This window comes from Ensifer sp. ZNC0028 (assembly GCF_000799055.1).
In the GTDB taxonomy this organism is placed as follows: Bacteria; Pseudomonadota; Alphaproteobacteria; order Rhizobiales; family Rhizobiaceae; genus Ensifer.
In genome coordinates this window covers 19,640-33,798 of sequence record NZ_JTLA01000048.1, presented here as the reverse complement: position 1 = coordinate 33,798, position 14,159 = coordinate 19,640, and the positions used below count along the sequence as shown (strand labels likewise).

The 14,159-nt window shown below is 62.5% G+C and carries 11 protein-coding genes; 1 reads left to right on the top strand and 10 read right to left on the bottom strand.

What is annotated here, in order from left to right:
- Positions 1 to 38 precede the first annotated feature (38 nt).
- From L981_RS12485 to L981_RS12465, 5 genes are all read right to left on the bottom strand, one after another.
- Complete coding sequence (locus L981_RS12485) at positions 39 to 1,061, bottom strand: putative 2-aminoethylphosphonate ABC transporter substrate-binding protein (protein ID WP_043616072.1); 1,023 nt, start codon at positions 1,059 to 1,061, stop codon at positions 39 to 41.
- A gap of 363 nt (positions 1,062 to 1,424) precedes the next feature.
- Positions 1,425 to 2,879, bottom strand: a complete 1,455-nt coding sequence (phnY, locus tag L981_RS12480) for a phosphonoacetaldehyde dehydrogenase (RefSeq protein ID WP_043616070.1) — start codon at positions 2,877 to 2,879, stop codon at positions 1,425 to 1,427.
- A gap of 10 nt (positions 2,880 to 2,889) precedes the next feature.
- Positions 2,890 to 4,152 carry a phosphonoacetate hydrolase gene (gene phnA, locus L981_RS12475; protein WP_043616068.1) on the bottom strand — a complete coding sequence of 421 codons (1,263 nt, stop codon included), beginning with the start codon at positions 4,150 to 4,152 and terminating at the stop codon, positions 2,890 to 2,892.
- A gap of 15 nt (positions 4,153 to 4,167) precedes the next feature.
- Positions 4,168 to 5,370: a 2-aminoethylphosphonate--pyruvate transaminase gene (locus tag L981_RS12470; protein WP_052201764.1), complete on the bottom strand. Its 1,203-nt coding sequence runs from the start codon at positions 5,368 to 5,370 to the stop codon at positions 4,168 to 4,170.
- A gap of 102 nt (positions 5,371 to 5,472) precedes the next feature.
- On the bottom strand, positions 5,473 to 7,125 hold the full coding sequence (locus L981_RS12465) for a Na/Pi cotransporter family protein (protein WP_043616067.1): 1,653 nt from the start codon (positions 7,123 to 7,125) through the stop codon (positions 5,473 to 5,475).
- Between the two features lie 117 nt (positions 7,126 to 7,242).
- Between L981_RS12465 and L981_RS12460 the strand changes: the two genes are divergently transcribed.
- Positions 7,243 to 8,118 (top strand): LysR substrate-binding domain-containing protein, encoded by an 876-nt coding sequence (locus L981_RS12460; RefSeq protein ID WP_043616065.1) that lies wholly within the window; start codon positions 7,243 to 7,245, stop codon positions 8,116 to 8,118.
- 27 nt (positions 8,119 to 8,145) lie between these two features.
- Here L981_RS12460 and kduD read toward each other — a convergent pair whose 3' ends face one another.
- The 5 genes from kduD to L981_RS12435 all read right to left on the bottom strand — a co-directional run bounded on the left by kduD (position 8,146) and on the right by L981_RS12435 (position 14,134).
- Positions 8,146 to 8,910: a 2-dehydro-3-deoxy-D-gluconate 5-dehydrogenase KduD gene (gene kduD / locus L981_RS12455; RefSeq protein WP_043616063.1), complete on the bottom strand. Its 765-nt coding sequence runs from the start codon at positions 8,908 to 8,910 to the stop codon at positions 8,146 to 8,148.
- Complete coding sequence (kduI, locus tag L981_RS12450; protein ID WP_043616060.1) at positions 8,907 to 9,743, bottom strand: 5-dehydro-4-deoxy-D-glucuronate isomerase; 837 nt, start codon at positions 9,741 to 9,743, stop codon at positions 8,907 to 8,909. Before kduI ends, kduD begins: the two co-directional genes overlap by 4 nt.
- A gap of 38 nt (positions 9,744 to 9,781) precedes the next feature.
- The gene (locus L981_RS12445; RefSeq protein WP_052201763.1) at positions 9,782 to 11,647 is read right to left on the bottom strand and encodes a DUF2264 domain-containing protein; all 1,866 of its coding nucleotides are present in this window, start codon (positions 11,645 to 11,647) and stop codon (positions 9,782 to 9,784) included.
- Positions 11,648 to 11,723: 76 nt separating this feature from the next.
- A complete protein-coding gene (locus tag L981_RS12440; RefSeq protein ID WP_043616057.1) occupies positions 11,724 to 13,007 on the bottom strand; it encodes an ABC transporter substrate-binding protein in 1,284 nt (427 codons plus the stop codon).
- Between the two features lie 44 nt (positions 13,008 to 13,051).
- Positions 13,052 to 14,134, bottom strand: coding sequence for an ABC transporter ATP-binding protein (locus L981_RS12435; protein ID WP_043616054.1), 1,083 nt, complete (start codon positions 14,132 to 14,134; stop codon positions 13,052 to 13,054).
- Positions 14,135 to 14,159: the final 25 nt, after the last annotated feature.

Sequence of the window (14,159 nt, the reverse complement as noted above, 5' to 3'; positions counted from 1 at the left end):
GGGCGCAGCGCAATCGCGCTGCGCCCGGCCGATCAGGCTCAGCTCTTCGGCTCAGACTTGGCGTCGTAACGCTTCTGCCATTCCTTGAGGATTGCCGCGCGGTTGTTGGCGGCCCACTCGAAATCGTTGACGATCATCCTGGATGCAATGTCGTCCGGCAGGTGCTCGACCTGCTTGGCGACGCCCGGATAGGCAACGACGGCATAGCCGGCATTGTACATCTCGTTGGCTTCCTTGGTGACCGACCAGTCCACGAGCGTCTTGGCGGCTTCGAGATTTGCCGTGCCGGCGATGATCGCGGTTGCCTCCGCCTCCCAGCCCGAGCCTTCTGCGGGGAAGATGATGTCGATCGGTGCACCCGCACTCTTGGCCTTGGCGCCCGGGAACTCGAAGGACACGCCGATCACCGCCTCGCCGGCACCTGCCATCTTGCACGGCTTGGAACCGGAATGGGTGTAGGCGGAGATGTTCTGGTGGAGCTTGTCCATGAAGTCCCAGGCCTTCTCGTCACCCCACATCTGCATCCAGCCCGAGACGTCGAGGAAGCCGGTACCCGAGGATGCCGGGTTCGGCATCACCACATGGCCCTTGTATTCGGGGTTCGTCAGGTCCTTCCAGCTGGTCGGCGGCTTTAGGCCAAGCTTTTCGCCTTCCGCCGTGTTGTAGCAAAGGGCTGCAACATAGGCGTCCATGCCGACCCAGCTCGGCGGCGTGTCCTGGTCGACGAATTTCGGGTCGAGCGCCTCGACGCCGGCCGGCTTGTAGGGCTCGAGCATGCCTTCGGTTTTCAGGAGCAAGAGCGAGGTGGCGGCAAGCCCCCAGACCACGTCGGCCTGCGGATTGTCCTTTTCGGCGAGCAGCTTTGCCGTCATGACGCCGGTGGAATCGCGCACCCAGTTGATCTTGATATCCGGATGCGCCTTCTCGAAGGTCGCCTTGTAGCGGTCAAGGTCGACGGCCTCGACGGCGGTGTAGACAGTCAGCTGGGTTTCAGCAAAAGCGACGGCGGGAAGCACGGCGGAAGCAGCACTGGCAAGCATGATGAGCATGCGTCTGTTCATGTTGAAGTTCTCCTCTGAAGTCCTGGAAATACCGGGGAAGCACGGCGGGCAATCTTGCTGCTGCCCTGTTGTGATCGGCTTCGGGAACCATTCTGCGCAGCGGTTTCTGGTAAGTAAAATTTATTATTCTTATCGTTCAGAAGATAAAAACTATGGATGCTCTGCCGCAAAACGAGGCAAACCGGCAGGCAAACGATGAAGCCATCAGCAACACCCAGGACAATGTCGCTCGACCTGCAAAACGAAGAGGCAGATCGACGATTGCGCGGGAAACGAGCTGCCGCGACCGTCCGGCGTTCAATAAAAAAGGGAGCCGCCACGGCAGCTCCCAGAGGGGTGAACCTGCGGGGGAAGCGCGTCAGATCACCATGGCAAGGAAAAGGTCTTGACGTTGGTAAAGCTCTTCATCGCCTCGATGACGCCTTCCTTGTAGCCGTTGCCCGAATCCTTGATGCCGCCGAAGGGGCTCATCTCGATGCGGTAGCCCGGCACTTCCCAGATGTTGACCGTGCCGACCTTGAGGCCCGCGATGTACTTCTGCATGCGCCGGAAGTCGTTGGTGCAGACGCCGGACGAGAGGCCGAAGGCGGTGGAGTTCGAGAGCGCGATCAGCGCGTCGTCGTCATCCGGCGCGCGCACGATCGGTATGATCGGCGCGAAGGTTTCCTCCATCACCAGTTCGCTCGAATGCTTGACCCTGTCGACGACGATCGGCGGCAGGAGGGCGCCCTTGCGGCCGGGATCGTAGAGGATCTCCGCCCCCTCTTCCGCTGCCCGGTGCACCCGCTTTTCGAAAACTTCCGCGGCCTTGGCATGGACGACCGTGCCAAGGTCCGTCGCGCGATCCATCGGATCGCCGAACTTCAGCTTTTTCGCCCGCTCCAGCACCAGCGGCACGAAACGATCTGCAACGCTTTCCTGGCAAAGGATGCGCTTTACCGCCGTGCAGCGCTGGCCCGAATTCTTCGTCGCGCCGGCAACGGCCAGATCCGCCGCCCTGGCGAGATCGGCGTCCGAAAGATCGTTGAGGATGATCAGCGGATCATTGCCGCCGAGCTCCAGGATCTGCCGCTTGTAGTGGGCGTGGGCGGCGATCAGCTTGCCGACAGGAACGCTGCCGGTAAAGGTGATGAGGTCGAAGTTCGGATTGGTGATCATCTCCATGCCGATATCGGCGGGCCAGCCGGTCACGACCGAGAGCATTTCCGGCGGCAGACCGGCTTCGTAGAGAATGTCGGCGAAGATGAGCGCCGTCATCGGGGTCAGCTCGGTCGGCTTCAGCACCACACAATTGTTGGTCGCGACGGCCGGCGCCACCTTGTGCGCCACCATGTTGAGCGGATGGTTGAAGGGCGTGATCGCCGAAATGGCGTTGAGCGGTTCGCGTGTGGTGAAGATCTTGCGCGCCTTGCCGTGCGGGGTGAGGTCGCAGGAGAAGATTTCGCCGTCGTCATGGATGCACATCTGGCCCGACAAAGTCAGCACGTCGAAAGCGCGGCCGACCTCATAGAGCGAATCCTGCTTGGAGATGCCGAGCTCCAGCGTGATCAGGTCGGAGATCTCTTCCTTGCGCGCGACCAGCAGATCCGCCGCTTTCAGCAGGATACGCTGGCGCTCGTAGCGTGTCAGCTTCGGCTGGTAGGCGGCGGCGATCTCGAAGGCCTTGCGGGCATGCTCGGCGTTGCCGGCCGGCACGGTGCCGATCACCGCATCGTTGAAGGGATAGCGCACCTCGACGCGTCCCTCGGTATCGACCGCCTTGCCGGCGATGCGCATGGGCTCGTGGCGAATTGAAAATGCCGTTTCCACCTTGGTCATCGCTCCCTCCCTAGTGTGCTGTCTGGGCTGCTGCGACGAGCGCGTAGTAGAACGCATCGAAATTGCGCAGCGACGCGGATGTCAGCAATTCGGGCAGCTTGCGGTTGGCGATGAACGGCACCGCCTGTTCGGTCAGGCCGCCATGCGAGCGCAGCGGTTCGTTCAGTGCCGCGAGATCATGGCGATGTTCGCTGGTGCCGAGGGTCTTGTTTTCCGACGAGATCAGCACGAGATCGCCGATCCGGTCGTCCGGCAACTCGAAGCGTACGCAAGCTTCCGGGCGGGAGAGCACGACGTCGATGCCTTCGATCGCCTGCAACCGCTCAATGATTTCCTCCTTGTCCGCACCTTCGGGCAGATAGGCCGTAGCAAACGAGCCGAGCGCGCCGTGATGCACGACATAGGGGTCCGTGATCGGCAGGATGACGCGGGCGGCGTCCTTGCCGAGCCATTGGTCGAGCAGGTCCTGCACGTAGATGACATCAGGCGAACCGTCCGCCTTGTGCTTCGGCTTCATGCCGTGGTCGGCCGTGACGATGATGGCCGCGCCAAGTGCATCGAGTTCGGTCAGGTACTTGTCGAACATCTCATAGAAGGCATTCGCCTGCGGAACACCCGGCGCATATTTGTGCTGCACATAGTCGGTCGTCGTCAGGTACATCACGTCAGGTCGGAATTCCTTGAGCAGCTTGACGCCGGCGGCAAAGACGAATTCGGAGAGATCGGCCGAATAGACTTCCGGCACCGGACGACCAAGCCAGGCCGAGGCATTTTCGAGGCCGTTTTCCGCCTTGGTCGTCTTGTCCGCCTTTTCCGACGAGAAGCAGATCGCCCTGCCCTCGTCGTACTTGAGCCCGTGGCCGAGCAGCGCCCTGAGCTTGTCCTTCGCCGTCACCACGGCGACCTTCGCACCGGCATCGTAGAACGCCTTGAAGATCGTCGGCGCGCGCAGGAAGCGCGGATCGTTCATCATCACTTCGTTTCCGGTCTGCGGTTCGTAGAGATAGTTGCCGCAGATGCCGTGGATCGCCGGCGGACGGCCGGTGGCGATGGAAAGGTTGTTCGGATTGGTGAAGCTCGGGATGACGCTGAGCGCGGTGCGCTCCGTGCCGGTCTTGCGGATGCGCTCGAGCGTCGGCATCAGCCCGGCCTTGATGGCTTCGTCGAGATAGGCCGGCTCGCAGCCGTCGAGGCAGATGGCAATGGCCGGGACATTCGGCCAGGGGTAGGTGCGGCGGTTGGCGGTAACGGTGATCTTGGACATCTTGTTCATCGTAATTTCCTCAGTTCAGGCGGCGAGACGGCGGCGTTCTTCAAGGGCGACGGCCGGGGGAGCGGCGCTGTCGACGCCCATTTCGGAGAGTGAGTTGCGGGCGGCATCGACCACGCGGCGCATGACATGCTCGTCCATGCGGCCGATGCAGCCGACGCGGAAACTGTCGACTACGGTCAGCTTGCCCGGATAGATGATGAAGCCTTTGTCCTTCATCAGGTCATAGAAGCGGTCGAAGGCGAAGGCGGGATGCGCCGGGCTGAAGAAGGTGACTATGATCGGCGACAGCCACTGGTCGGCAAGCAGCGTCTCGAAGCCTGCCTCGCGCATGCCGGCGACCATGACGTCGCGGTTGCGGGCATAGCGGGCTCCACGACCGGCGACACCGCCCTCTTCCCGATGCAGGCGCAAGGCTTCCAGGAAGGCCGCGACCACGTGGGTCGGCGGCGTGAAGCGCCACTGGCCCGTCTTGTTCATGTAGTCCCACTGCGCGTGCACATCGAGGCTCAGCGAATGGCTGCGCCCCTTTGCGGCCTCCAGCTCGCTCTTGCGGGCGATGACGAAGCCGAAGCCGGGCACACCCTCGATGCACTTGTTGGCGGAAGAAACGATCGCCTCGTAGCGGAAATCGCCAATACCGGCCGGCACTGCGCCGAAGGCACTCATGGAATCGACCAGCAACTTGCGGCCACGGGAATAGACCGTGTCGGAAATCTCCTTCAGCGGATTGAGGATGCCGGAACTCGTTTCGCAATGGACGACCACGACATGGGTGATAGCGGGGTCTGCATCGAGTGCCGCTGCAACCTCCGGACCGCGCGGCGGCATGTAGTCGCCCTTGTCGATCGTCACATGGTCACGACCGAGATAGGAAAGCGTCTGGGCGATGCGCTTGCCATAGGCGCCGTTCATCAGCACCAGCGCCTTGCCGTCCTTCGGGACGAAGCTGCCGAGCATCGCCTCGACCGAAAACGAACCGCTACCCTGCATCGGCACGCAATCGAACTCGCCTTTGGCATCGCCGGCAATCTCGAGCAGTTCCTGACGAAGCTTTGCGGTCATTGCCCGGAAATCGCCATCCCAGGAACCCCAGTCCCGCAGCATGGCTTCCTTGACCTGATAGGCCGTGGTTAGGGGGCCGGGCGTCAAGAGATAAGGCTCGCCCAGCCTTGGCGTTTCCAGGAGCGCGATGGTTCTTTCAGAAGCGGTGTTTGGCATTGTCCGTCCTCGCGGTTGGCGTGTTCGAGAACGACAATGGGGCGGAAACATCTATCTGTAAAATCGTTCTTTTGTATCAATCTATCGATAGAAGTTATACATCTAGGCGGCCGGCACCAGCCGGCTTTCCAGAAGGTCGCCACTCTCGCGCAGGCGCGGATAGGCCATGGTCGTCACCAGCGAATTGACCTCCTTCAGCGCTCGAACGATCTCCAGGTGCATGTCGCTCGAAAGGATGCTGGTCGCTATGCCTTGCCGAAGCCGTTCCAGATGGCATTTGCTGCTCTCTTCGACCAACCGACGCACATGTTCCTTCTGCCGCACCATTTCGCGCGCGATCACCGGGTCCGGGGAGACGAGAAGATTGGCCGCCAGCCTGACGTTGGACGACACCGCCGCGTGCAGCAAAGTGAGCTCCTGCCATCCCTCCTGCGAGAAGGTGCCTGCGCCCGCAAGCCGCTCCTCGGCCATTTGCAGAAGGCTCTTTGCAACGACGTCTCCGGCATATTCGAGATGGATCGCCGCTTCGGTGAGTTCGATGCCGCGTCGCGATTGGTCTTCGGTGAGGATGCCGCGGTTGACGGCGGCGATGTAGAGCTTGATTGCGCTATGGGCCAGGTGGATGTCGCCGTCGATGCTTCTGAGTACCTTCACCGCCTGCGGTGTCGGCGCGTGAATGACGGTCATGACGGGCTCCAGCATCCGGGCGATGAGATTGCCCATGTGGAGCACCTCGCGTGCCGCGGCCGCGAGCGCCTGCGCCGGCTTGTCGATCAGCGCCGGGTCAAGGGCGCTCACATGAGCCGCTCGGTCATTGGCACCGGCGGCCTGCGGCATCAGCAACCGAACGAGGCGCGCCATCGGGCCGCAGAAGATCACCCCGACGAGCACCAGGGCAGCGTTGAAGAGCACATGCAGATTGACGAGCTTGCCCGCCACAGTCTCCCCGGGCAGCCAGTCGAACGGAGAATGCAGCGAAAAAAGGCCGAATATCGCTGCGCCGAACAGGGCGCGGAAGAGGAGATTGCCAAGCGGCAGGCGTCGGCCTTCGACCGGCAGGCCTCGGGTCAGCCACAGCGCGATGAGCCCGCCGCCGACGTTGACGCCGAGCACCAGGGGAATGCCGACCTCCAGGGGCAAGATGCCCTTCACGGCAAAGGTCAGGATCAAGAGGATCGCGGCCACGCTGGAGTGCAACGCCCAAGTGAAGAAGGCGGCAAGGATCATCACGGTCAAGGCATCCTTGCCGATGAAGGCGACGACGGACGGCAGCATCGGGCTCTGCGAGAGCGGCTGCGTCGCATGGCCGATCATCTGCAACGAGAGCAGCAGCAGACCGATGCCGAGCAGGGCGCGCCCGGTCTCCACCGTCTTGCGGGTCGATGCCTTCAGATGCGCGAGACCGCCAACGGCGATCAGAAGCGGCGCCAGCCAATGCAGATCGAAGGACAGGATCTTGACGACGAGCGCCGAGCCGAGATCGGCGCCAAGCAGCACGGCCAGGCCCGTATCAAGCGCCAGCGCACCGCTGACGGCAAAACCGGCGGCAAGCATGGCGACCGCGGTCGAACTCTGCAGCGCAATGGCAACGGCGCAGCCGCACATGGCCGCACGCGGTCGTCCACCGGCGCCGCCGACGGTGCGCGCGACGATGTCGCCTGCCGCTGCCTCGACGCCCTTTTTCACGAGGCTGACGGCGTAGAGCAAGAGGACAGTGGCGGCGGCAAGCTCGAGGACGACGGCCGGGAGGTTCATGAGGCGCGCTCCGGATAGAGGTGGAATCCGAAAACTATCCGCGCCCGCTTTACATAAATCAAATCGTTCGTTTTAATCAAACCATCGATCAAATCTATTCAAAGAGGCGCCGTACGCATGCGTTATGTCCAGCTCCGCGCCTTTCACAACGTGGCGATCCACGGCGGCTTCTCGCGCGCCGCCGAAGCGCTGTTCCTCACCCAGCCGGCGGTCTCGGACCAGGTGCGCAAGCTCGAGGAGGAGTACGACGTCCTCCTCTTCAACCGGAACAAGAAGCAGGTGACGCTGACCCAGGCCGGCCAACAGCTCCTGGAAGTTACCCGCCGCATGTTCGACGTCGAGCAGCAGGCGCTCGATCTCTTGTCGGAATCACGGGCGCTGAGAGCGGGAAAACTGCGGATCGTTGCCGATGCCGCACACCACCTGCTGCATATCCTTGCCGCCTTCCGGCGCACCTATCCGACCGTCCAGGTCTCGATCGATTCCGGCAACACCGAAACCGTCATCACCAGCCTGCACGCCTATGAAGCGGACATTGGCGTTCTCGGCGAGATCCCGCAGTCGAGCGACTTCGACATTCTGAAACTCAATTCCACGCCGATCATCGCCTTTGCGAGCCGCGACTACCCGCTGCAAGGCAAGAAAAAGGTGACTTTCGCCGAACTCGTGAAACACCCCCTGGTCATGCGCGAGCAAGGCTCCAAGACGCGGCAAAAGCTCGAAACGATGTCGCAACAATGCGGCGTGCAACTGACGCCGCTCATCGAAGCCGAAGGTCGCGAGGCGGTGCGCGAGATCGTCGCCGCCGGCGGCGGCGTCGGCTTCGTATCGTCGGCAGAGTTCGGCCAGGACAGCCGCCTCATTCCCATCGAGATCGACGCGCCCGAGATGCTGATGGACGAGGCACTCATCTGCTTGCGCGAGCGCAGCAACGGAAAACTGGTCAGCGCCTTTTTCGACATTGCCCGCAGGCTCACCGCTACACCGGCCTGATCATCACCCGGACGGCAGCGACGCAATTCATCGCGCCAACCAGCCACCATCGACCGGCACGACCGCGCCATGCATGTAGCGCGATGCCGGCGCCAACAGAAACACCGCAGCCTCGCCGATATCCTCAGGCGTGCCCCAGCGGCCGGCAGGAATACGGTCCAGGATTGCCGCCGAGCGGTCCGCATCCGCGCGCAACGCCTCGGTGTTGTTGGAGACGATGTAGCCAGGTGCGATCGCGTTGACGTTGATGCCCTGGCTTGCCCATTCGTTGGCAAGGATGCGGGTAATGCCGAGCACCCCATGTTTTGAGGCAGTATAGGACGCGACACGAATGCCGCCCTGAAAGGACAACAGCGAGGCGATGTTGACGATCCGCCCGGCCCGCTTCTCGTCCAGGAGTTTTCGGCCATAGGCCTGGCAAAGAAGAAACGCCGCCTTGAGATTGAGGTCGATCACGTCATCCCAGTCGGCCTCCGAGAGTTCGGTGGAGGCCGACCGACGAATGATGCCGGCATTGTTGACCAGTCCATCCAGAGCGCCGCATTGCCCCCAGACGCGGTCAATCAACGTTTTGACCGCATCTCCATCGGCGAGATCGCAGGCAACCGGCAGGACCCGGCCGCCCGCCGCCTCGACCTTTTCGACCGTCTCGGCCATCGACGAGCGCCCGACCGCGATCACTTCACCGCCGGCCCGGCCGATCGACACCGCGATGCCTTGGCCGATCCCGGTGTTGGCGCCCGTGACCAGCACGCGCTTGCCTTCGAGGCTGAAGGCCGAGAGATCACTCATCGCAGCGTCTCCATCGGCACCGGGTCGGCGTCGGTGTAGTCGACATTGTCGCCCGCCATCGCCCAGATGAAGGCATAGCTGGAGGTGCCGCAACCGGAATGGATAGACCACACCGGCGACAGCACGGCCTCTTCGTTCGCCATCACGATGTGACGGGTCTCGGAAGGCTCGCCGAGAAAATGGAAAACGCGCGCCGGCTCGGCAAGATCGAAGTAGAGATACACTTCCATGCGCCGGTCATGGATATGTGCGGGCATGGTGTTCCACACCGAGCCCTTCTTCAGTTCCGTCATGCCGACGACCAACTGGCAGGTCTCGATCCCGTTGGTGAACTGAAAGATCGATCGTTCGTTCGATGTTTCCAGGCTGCCGAGATCGAGCCGCTTCGCGCCCGCGATCGTCAGCAGCGCCGTCGGATAAGTACGGTGCGCCGGGGCCGACAACAGATAGAACTTTGCCGGCTTCGACCGGTCGTCCGACGAGAACACCACGTCCGACCCCATGCCGACATAGATCATGTCACGGGGACCGAGCGCGTGGCTGTTGCCGGAAACGACGGCTCGCCCCGGCCCGCCGATGTTGACGGCAATCAACTCACGGCGCTCGAGAAACGTCTTCGTTCCCATCGGCCTGATGGCCTCGAGCGTCAGCTCCGCCTCGACCGGCATCGCCCCACCAATCACCATGCGGTCGTAATGGGTGTAGGTGAGGTTGACGCGATCGCTCGCAAACAGATCGCCAATGTGGAAATTGTGGCGCAGCTCGTCGGTTCCCATCGCTGCGGCGGCAAGCGGATCAATGGCGTGGCGGGATGTAAAATCGGGGATCGTCATATCAAGTCTTTCGGTCGTTGTGGGAGGATCGAGGGATGTCAGAGCGGTCGGCCGCGCATCAGCGTGACCCTGGTCCCCGTCTCGGACAGGCGCCGTCGCAGCGCCTCGACGTCGGGTGATCGAGGCAAGCGGGACAGTTTCCTTGCGCCTTCTGCCGCATCGGCCTGGGCCAACACGGCCACCGCGAGCGTGCTGACGCCGGCTGGAACAGTCCCGCGCAATTGCGGAACCAAGGTTTTTGCGGAAACCAGGTTGGTGTTCGGGGCAGCGATATGGCAGCGCCCTTCACGAGGGACCGTCGAACCGAGGTCGAGGATGGCCGACAGATCCGAGGTCGTAGCGACGACGGCGCGACCAGTATCCTGTTTGCAAACTTCGCCGGCGTCTCGCCCGACTGCAAAGCCGCCTTCGACGGTGGCGAGCGGCCGCGGCGTGTCGATGCGGTGCAGCCGAACCTGAAAATCTCCGTCCCAGTAAAGCCAGGTCTCGACCGAGACTTCGGCGAAGGGCCGCCAACGCGCATAGAGAAGGTTGTCGGCGACCAACGCCTCTTCGTTGGTTTCGCGCACGCGGAAATGCACGCCGTCATCGCTGAAGCCGATCATGGATTCGTGCACGGAATTGTCGAACCGCCAGAGATCGTTCTCGATGCTGAAGCCGTAGCGCGCCGAATAGGCGAACTTCGCGTATTTCTCAGGCGCGAAGCGGATGAAAGTGTTCTCGGCGCTCGTGTGCTGGCCAGAGGAGAGCGCAATCGCATCCCCTGGCGGATTGGCGATCAGGAAACCGATATGCGGCTGCGTGGAGACGGCGGATCGCTTCGGGCAGGCGTCCTCGTCGCTCGCCCAGAAAGGATGGTCCGCCGGCAGCATCAGCGGAAGGAAGGCCTTCAGCGCCCAATAGGGCGATTGCGCGGAATTGTATGGTTCCGACATGATGAGGTTGGGATAGGCGTAGCCGACGGGCATCACGCCATCGCGCGCGGCGAAGGGGTGCTTCGCCCACCAGCGCAGATGACGCAGGAAATAGCCCTTCTGCTGGCCAAAGGGGATCTCCTCGTCGCCTGCGAGCGCCATGGCGCCGAAAAAGCCGGCAATGGCAAACCGATAGGTCATCGAGCGGCCGAAGCAGAGCGCCGGCCCGTCATCGGCAAACCATCTCGCCATGTCTGCGGCGATCAGTCGGGCCCGTTCGCGATACCTTTTCGTCCAGTCGCCGCCATCAAGCACGGCCAGGATCAAGCCGTAGAAATGGAAGGCGAAGGGAATGTAATGGTCGGCGCGACGCGTATCCCCATCGTGATACCAGCCATCGCCGAGGTAGAACGCGTCGAGTTCCCGCCGGTACTGATCGTCGAGGTCTCGATCACAGTCGACCCCGACGTGTCTCAAACCCATGGTGACGAGCAGCCGGAAGAACTTCCAATTGTTGTCGCTGTATTCGCAGGCATGGCCTTTGAGCAGATAGGCAGCGACGTTTCGCTGTTCGGCCGCAGAGAGCGGCACCCAGAGCCTCTCCGGTACGAGCCTCAGTGCAAAACCGATCGCGGCCAATTCCACAAGGCGCTGGCTGCGGTCGAACGGGTCGCCCCAGTATTCCGGGTGTGCCGGATCACAGCCATTGGCGAGCCCGCGCGCGATCGGCGCCCAGTCGATCCACGTCGCGCCGCCGACTTCGGCCGGTGCCAGGCCCCAGAGCAGACGGGAATAGCCCTCCATGTCGGCGGACGCCTGGTCGAAATGTGCCGCATGCGTATCCAGCCGGATGCGTGCGCCACCGGCAGACCGATATTGTTCAACCGGCTCCACCAGCGCCTTGAGCGCGGCCTCGACATCGGCGCGGCTTTTCAGTGGATTGCCGGCCCAGGGCTTGAAGAGTGTTTCGGGGAAGATCGTGTCGGTCATGCGAAAAGCTTCCGTTCAAACATTGCTGCGCGGGAAGGATGATTTCCCGCGCAGCCCGGCAAAATCGAGCGGATGCTCAGGCCTTGAGAATGCGGTCGGCCGACGAAACGAGTTCGCTGCCTGCTTCGGCCGGCGTCAGTTGGCCAAAGGCGACCTTGTCGGCGAGCGGCCGGAAAACACGCTCGTCAAGCTCACCGGCGCCGAGCGGCACCGCCGGCGGGTAGGCTCCGACGCGGCCGGCGATGCCGTTGACGTAATCGACCGTCTTTTTCGCCGTGGGGTCGATCGAGGGAAGTACGGCAGTCTGAACGTCGGTGTTCACGGGCACGCCGCGTTCGACCTGAAGGATCTTGCCGGCCTCAAGGTCGTTGACGAAGAAGTCGATGAACTGCGCTGCCAACTCCGGGTTCTTCGCGGTGCTTGCGATCGACCAGTGCAAGCCGGGGCGATAGAAAAGACCAGAGGGACCATCGGCGCTGCTGACCGGCAGCGAGGTGATATCGAGCGTGCTCTTGGAGATCTTCTGGAAGGCCGGCAGCTGGTTTGAGAAGGCAATCGCGATGGCCGCGTTGCCGGTTGCCAGCGGGTTGCTGTCGACCAGCACCTTGTCGAGCGCTTGTATCTCCGCCGACACGCAGCCGCCGTTCTTGGTGAGGCTCTCCCAATAGCCGAACCAATCGGCCGCATCGCTGGCCCCATAGCCGAGTTTTCCGGCTTCGGTGTAGAGCTTCTTACCGCGCTGATGCAGAAACGCCTCGAAGGCGTATGTGTAGCGCGACGCGTTTCCAACCGCCCAGACGTTCTTCTTGCCGATCGCCTTGGTAAGGTCGATTGAGAACTTGGCAAAGTCGTCCCAGGTGGTCTTGGCCGAAGGCGGCGCAAGCCCTGCTTTCGTGACGGCATCAGCGTCGTAGATCATGGCAAAGGCGTTCAGCGACAGCGGCATGCCGGTCACCTTGCCGTCGACCGTTCCGAGGTCGAGCACACCTGGCACCAGCTTGTCCGTACGGATCACCTTGCCGAGATAGTCGTTGAGCGGCAGGTTGGTGGACCGGCGGCTATAATCGGCAAAGCGGCTGGGCTCGAGCTGGAAAATGTCCGGGGCATTTCCACCGGCGATCATCGTCGTCAGTTTGGCCCAGTAGTCGCTCCCGCCCACTTCGCCGACGATCTTGGCACCGGAATGCGACGCCTCGAAGAGCTTGGCAACGCCAAGCGTGCGCTCGGCTCGGCTGGGCGTGCCCCACCAATAAAGGCGCATGGATTCCTCCGCAAAGGCGCGGAACGCGGGCATTGTCGTCAGCGTGGCGCCCGCCCCGAAAAGCGCGGCGTTACGCAAGAAGTGGCGTCTGTTGATCATGTTCTCCTCCTCCATGATTTGTTTCTTGAGATCTCTCTTTGCGATCAATGGCCGATGCGGTCGCCGGCCTCGTCGAACAGGTGGCAGTTTTCCGCAGCAATCCTGACGTCCAGCGTCGAGCCGGCAGTGATCGGGCGCTGGCCATCGAGCGCAACCGTCAGCGACTGCCCGTCGGCAAGCCGGCCGTAAACGATGGTCTGACCGCCGAGATGCTCGACATGGACGACGGTCAACGCGCCGAGCTCGAGCCCGCCGGTCGCATCGATACCGATATGTTCGGGCCGCAGGCCGAGGCTGACCTTTGTTCCAGCGGCGATGTGCTCCTCGATCGGGAGCCGCGCATGTCTGCCGGCAATATCGATCGAAATACCACCGTCGCGGATGTCACCTGCGACGGCATCGAGGAAATTCATCTTGGGCGAGCCTATGAAGCCGGCGACGAAGCGGTTGGCGGGTCGGTTATAGATCTCGAGCGGCGTGCCGTGCTGTTCGATGACCCCGGCGCGCAAGACGACGATACGGTCTGCAAGCGTCATTGCCTCTACCTGGTCATGGGTGACGTAGATCATCGTCGCCCCGATGTCCTTGTGCAGCTTGGCAATCTCGACGCGCGTCTGGACGCGAAGCTCCGCATCCAGGTTGGAGAGCGGCTCGTCGAACAGGAAGATCTTCGGATCACGCACGATCGCCCGGCCGATCGCCACGCGCTGCCGCTGGCCACCGGAGAGCTGCTTCGGCTTACGATCGAGCAGATGGGTAATCTGTAGGATGTCGGCCGCCTTGCGCACGCGCCTGTCGATTTCGGGCTTCGGCATCTTGGCCGTTTCGAGGCCGAAGGACATGTTCTTGTAGACGCTCATGTGCGGGTAGAGCGCATAGGACTGGAAGACCATGGCGATGCCGCGCTGGCTCGCCTCCTTCTCGTTCATGCGCTCGCCGCCGATCGACAGTTCGCCGCCGCTGATCGGCTCGAGCCCTGCGATCATGCGCAGAAGGGTCGACTTGCCGCACCCCGATGGGCCGACGAAAACCACGAACTCTCCCGAGCCGATCGCCAGATCGACGCCGCGGATGATGTCGAGATTGCCAAAGCTCTTCTTGATCTTGTTCAAAGCCAGCGTCGTCATCGTTTCCGTCCTATCTCTCAATTCC

Bases quoted from the DNA above. Each gene is read 5' to 3' on its own strand.
- L981_RS12485 (WP_043616072.1), bottom strand. From the start codon at position 1,061: ATGAACAGACGCATGCTCATCATGCTTGCCAGTGCTGCTTCCGCCGTG.
- phnY (WP_043616070.1), bottom strand. From the start codon at position 2,879: ATGACCAAGGTGGAAACGGCATTTTCAATTCGCCACGAGCCCATGCGC.
- phnA (WP_043616068.1), bottom strand. From the start codon at position 4,152: ATGAACAAGATGTCCAAGATCACCGTTACCGCCAACCGCCGCACCTAC.
- L981_RS12470 (WP_052201764.1), bottom strand. From the start codon at position 5,370: ATGCCAAACACCGCTTCTGAAAGAACCATCGCGCTCCTGGAAACGCCA.
- L981_RS12465 (WP_043616067.1), bottom strand. From the start codon at position 7,125: ATGAACCTCCCGGCCGTCGTCCTCGAGCTTGCCGCCGCCACTGTCCTC.
- L981_RS12460 (WP_043616065.1), top strand. From the start codon at position 7,243: ATGCGTTATGTCCAGCTCCGCGCCTTTCACAACGTGGCGATCCACGGC.
- kduD (WP_043616063.1), bottom strand. From the start codon at position 8,910: ATGAGTGATCTCTCGGCCTTCAGCCTCGAAGGCAAGCGCGTGCTGGTC.
- kduI (WP_043616060.1), bottom strand. From the start codon at position 9,743: ATGACGATCCCCGATTTTACATCCCGCCACGCCATTGATCCGCTTGCC.
- L981_RS12445 (WP_052201763.1), bottom strand. From the start codon at position 11,647: ATGACCGACACGATCTTCCCCGAAACACTCTTCAAGCCCTGGGCCGGC.
- L981_RS12440 (WP_043616057.1), bottom strand. From the start codon at position 13,007: ATGATCAACAGACGCCACTTCTTGCGTAACGCCGCGCTTTTCGGGGCG.
- L981_RS12435 (WP_043616054.1), bottom strand. From the start codon at position 14,134: ATGACGACGCTGGCTTTGAACAAGATCAAGAAGAGCTTTGGCAATCTC.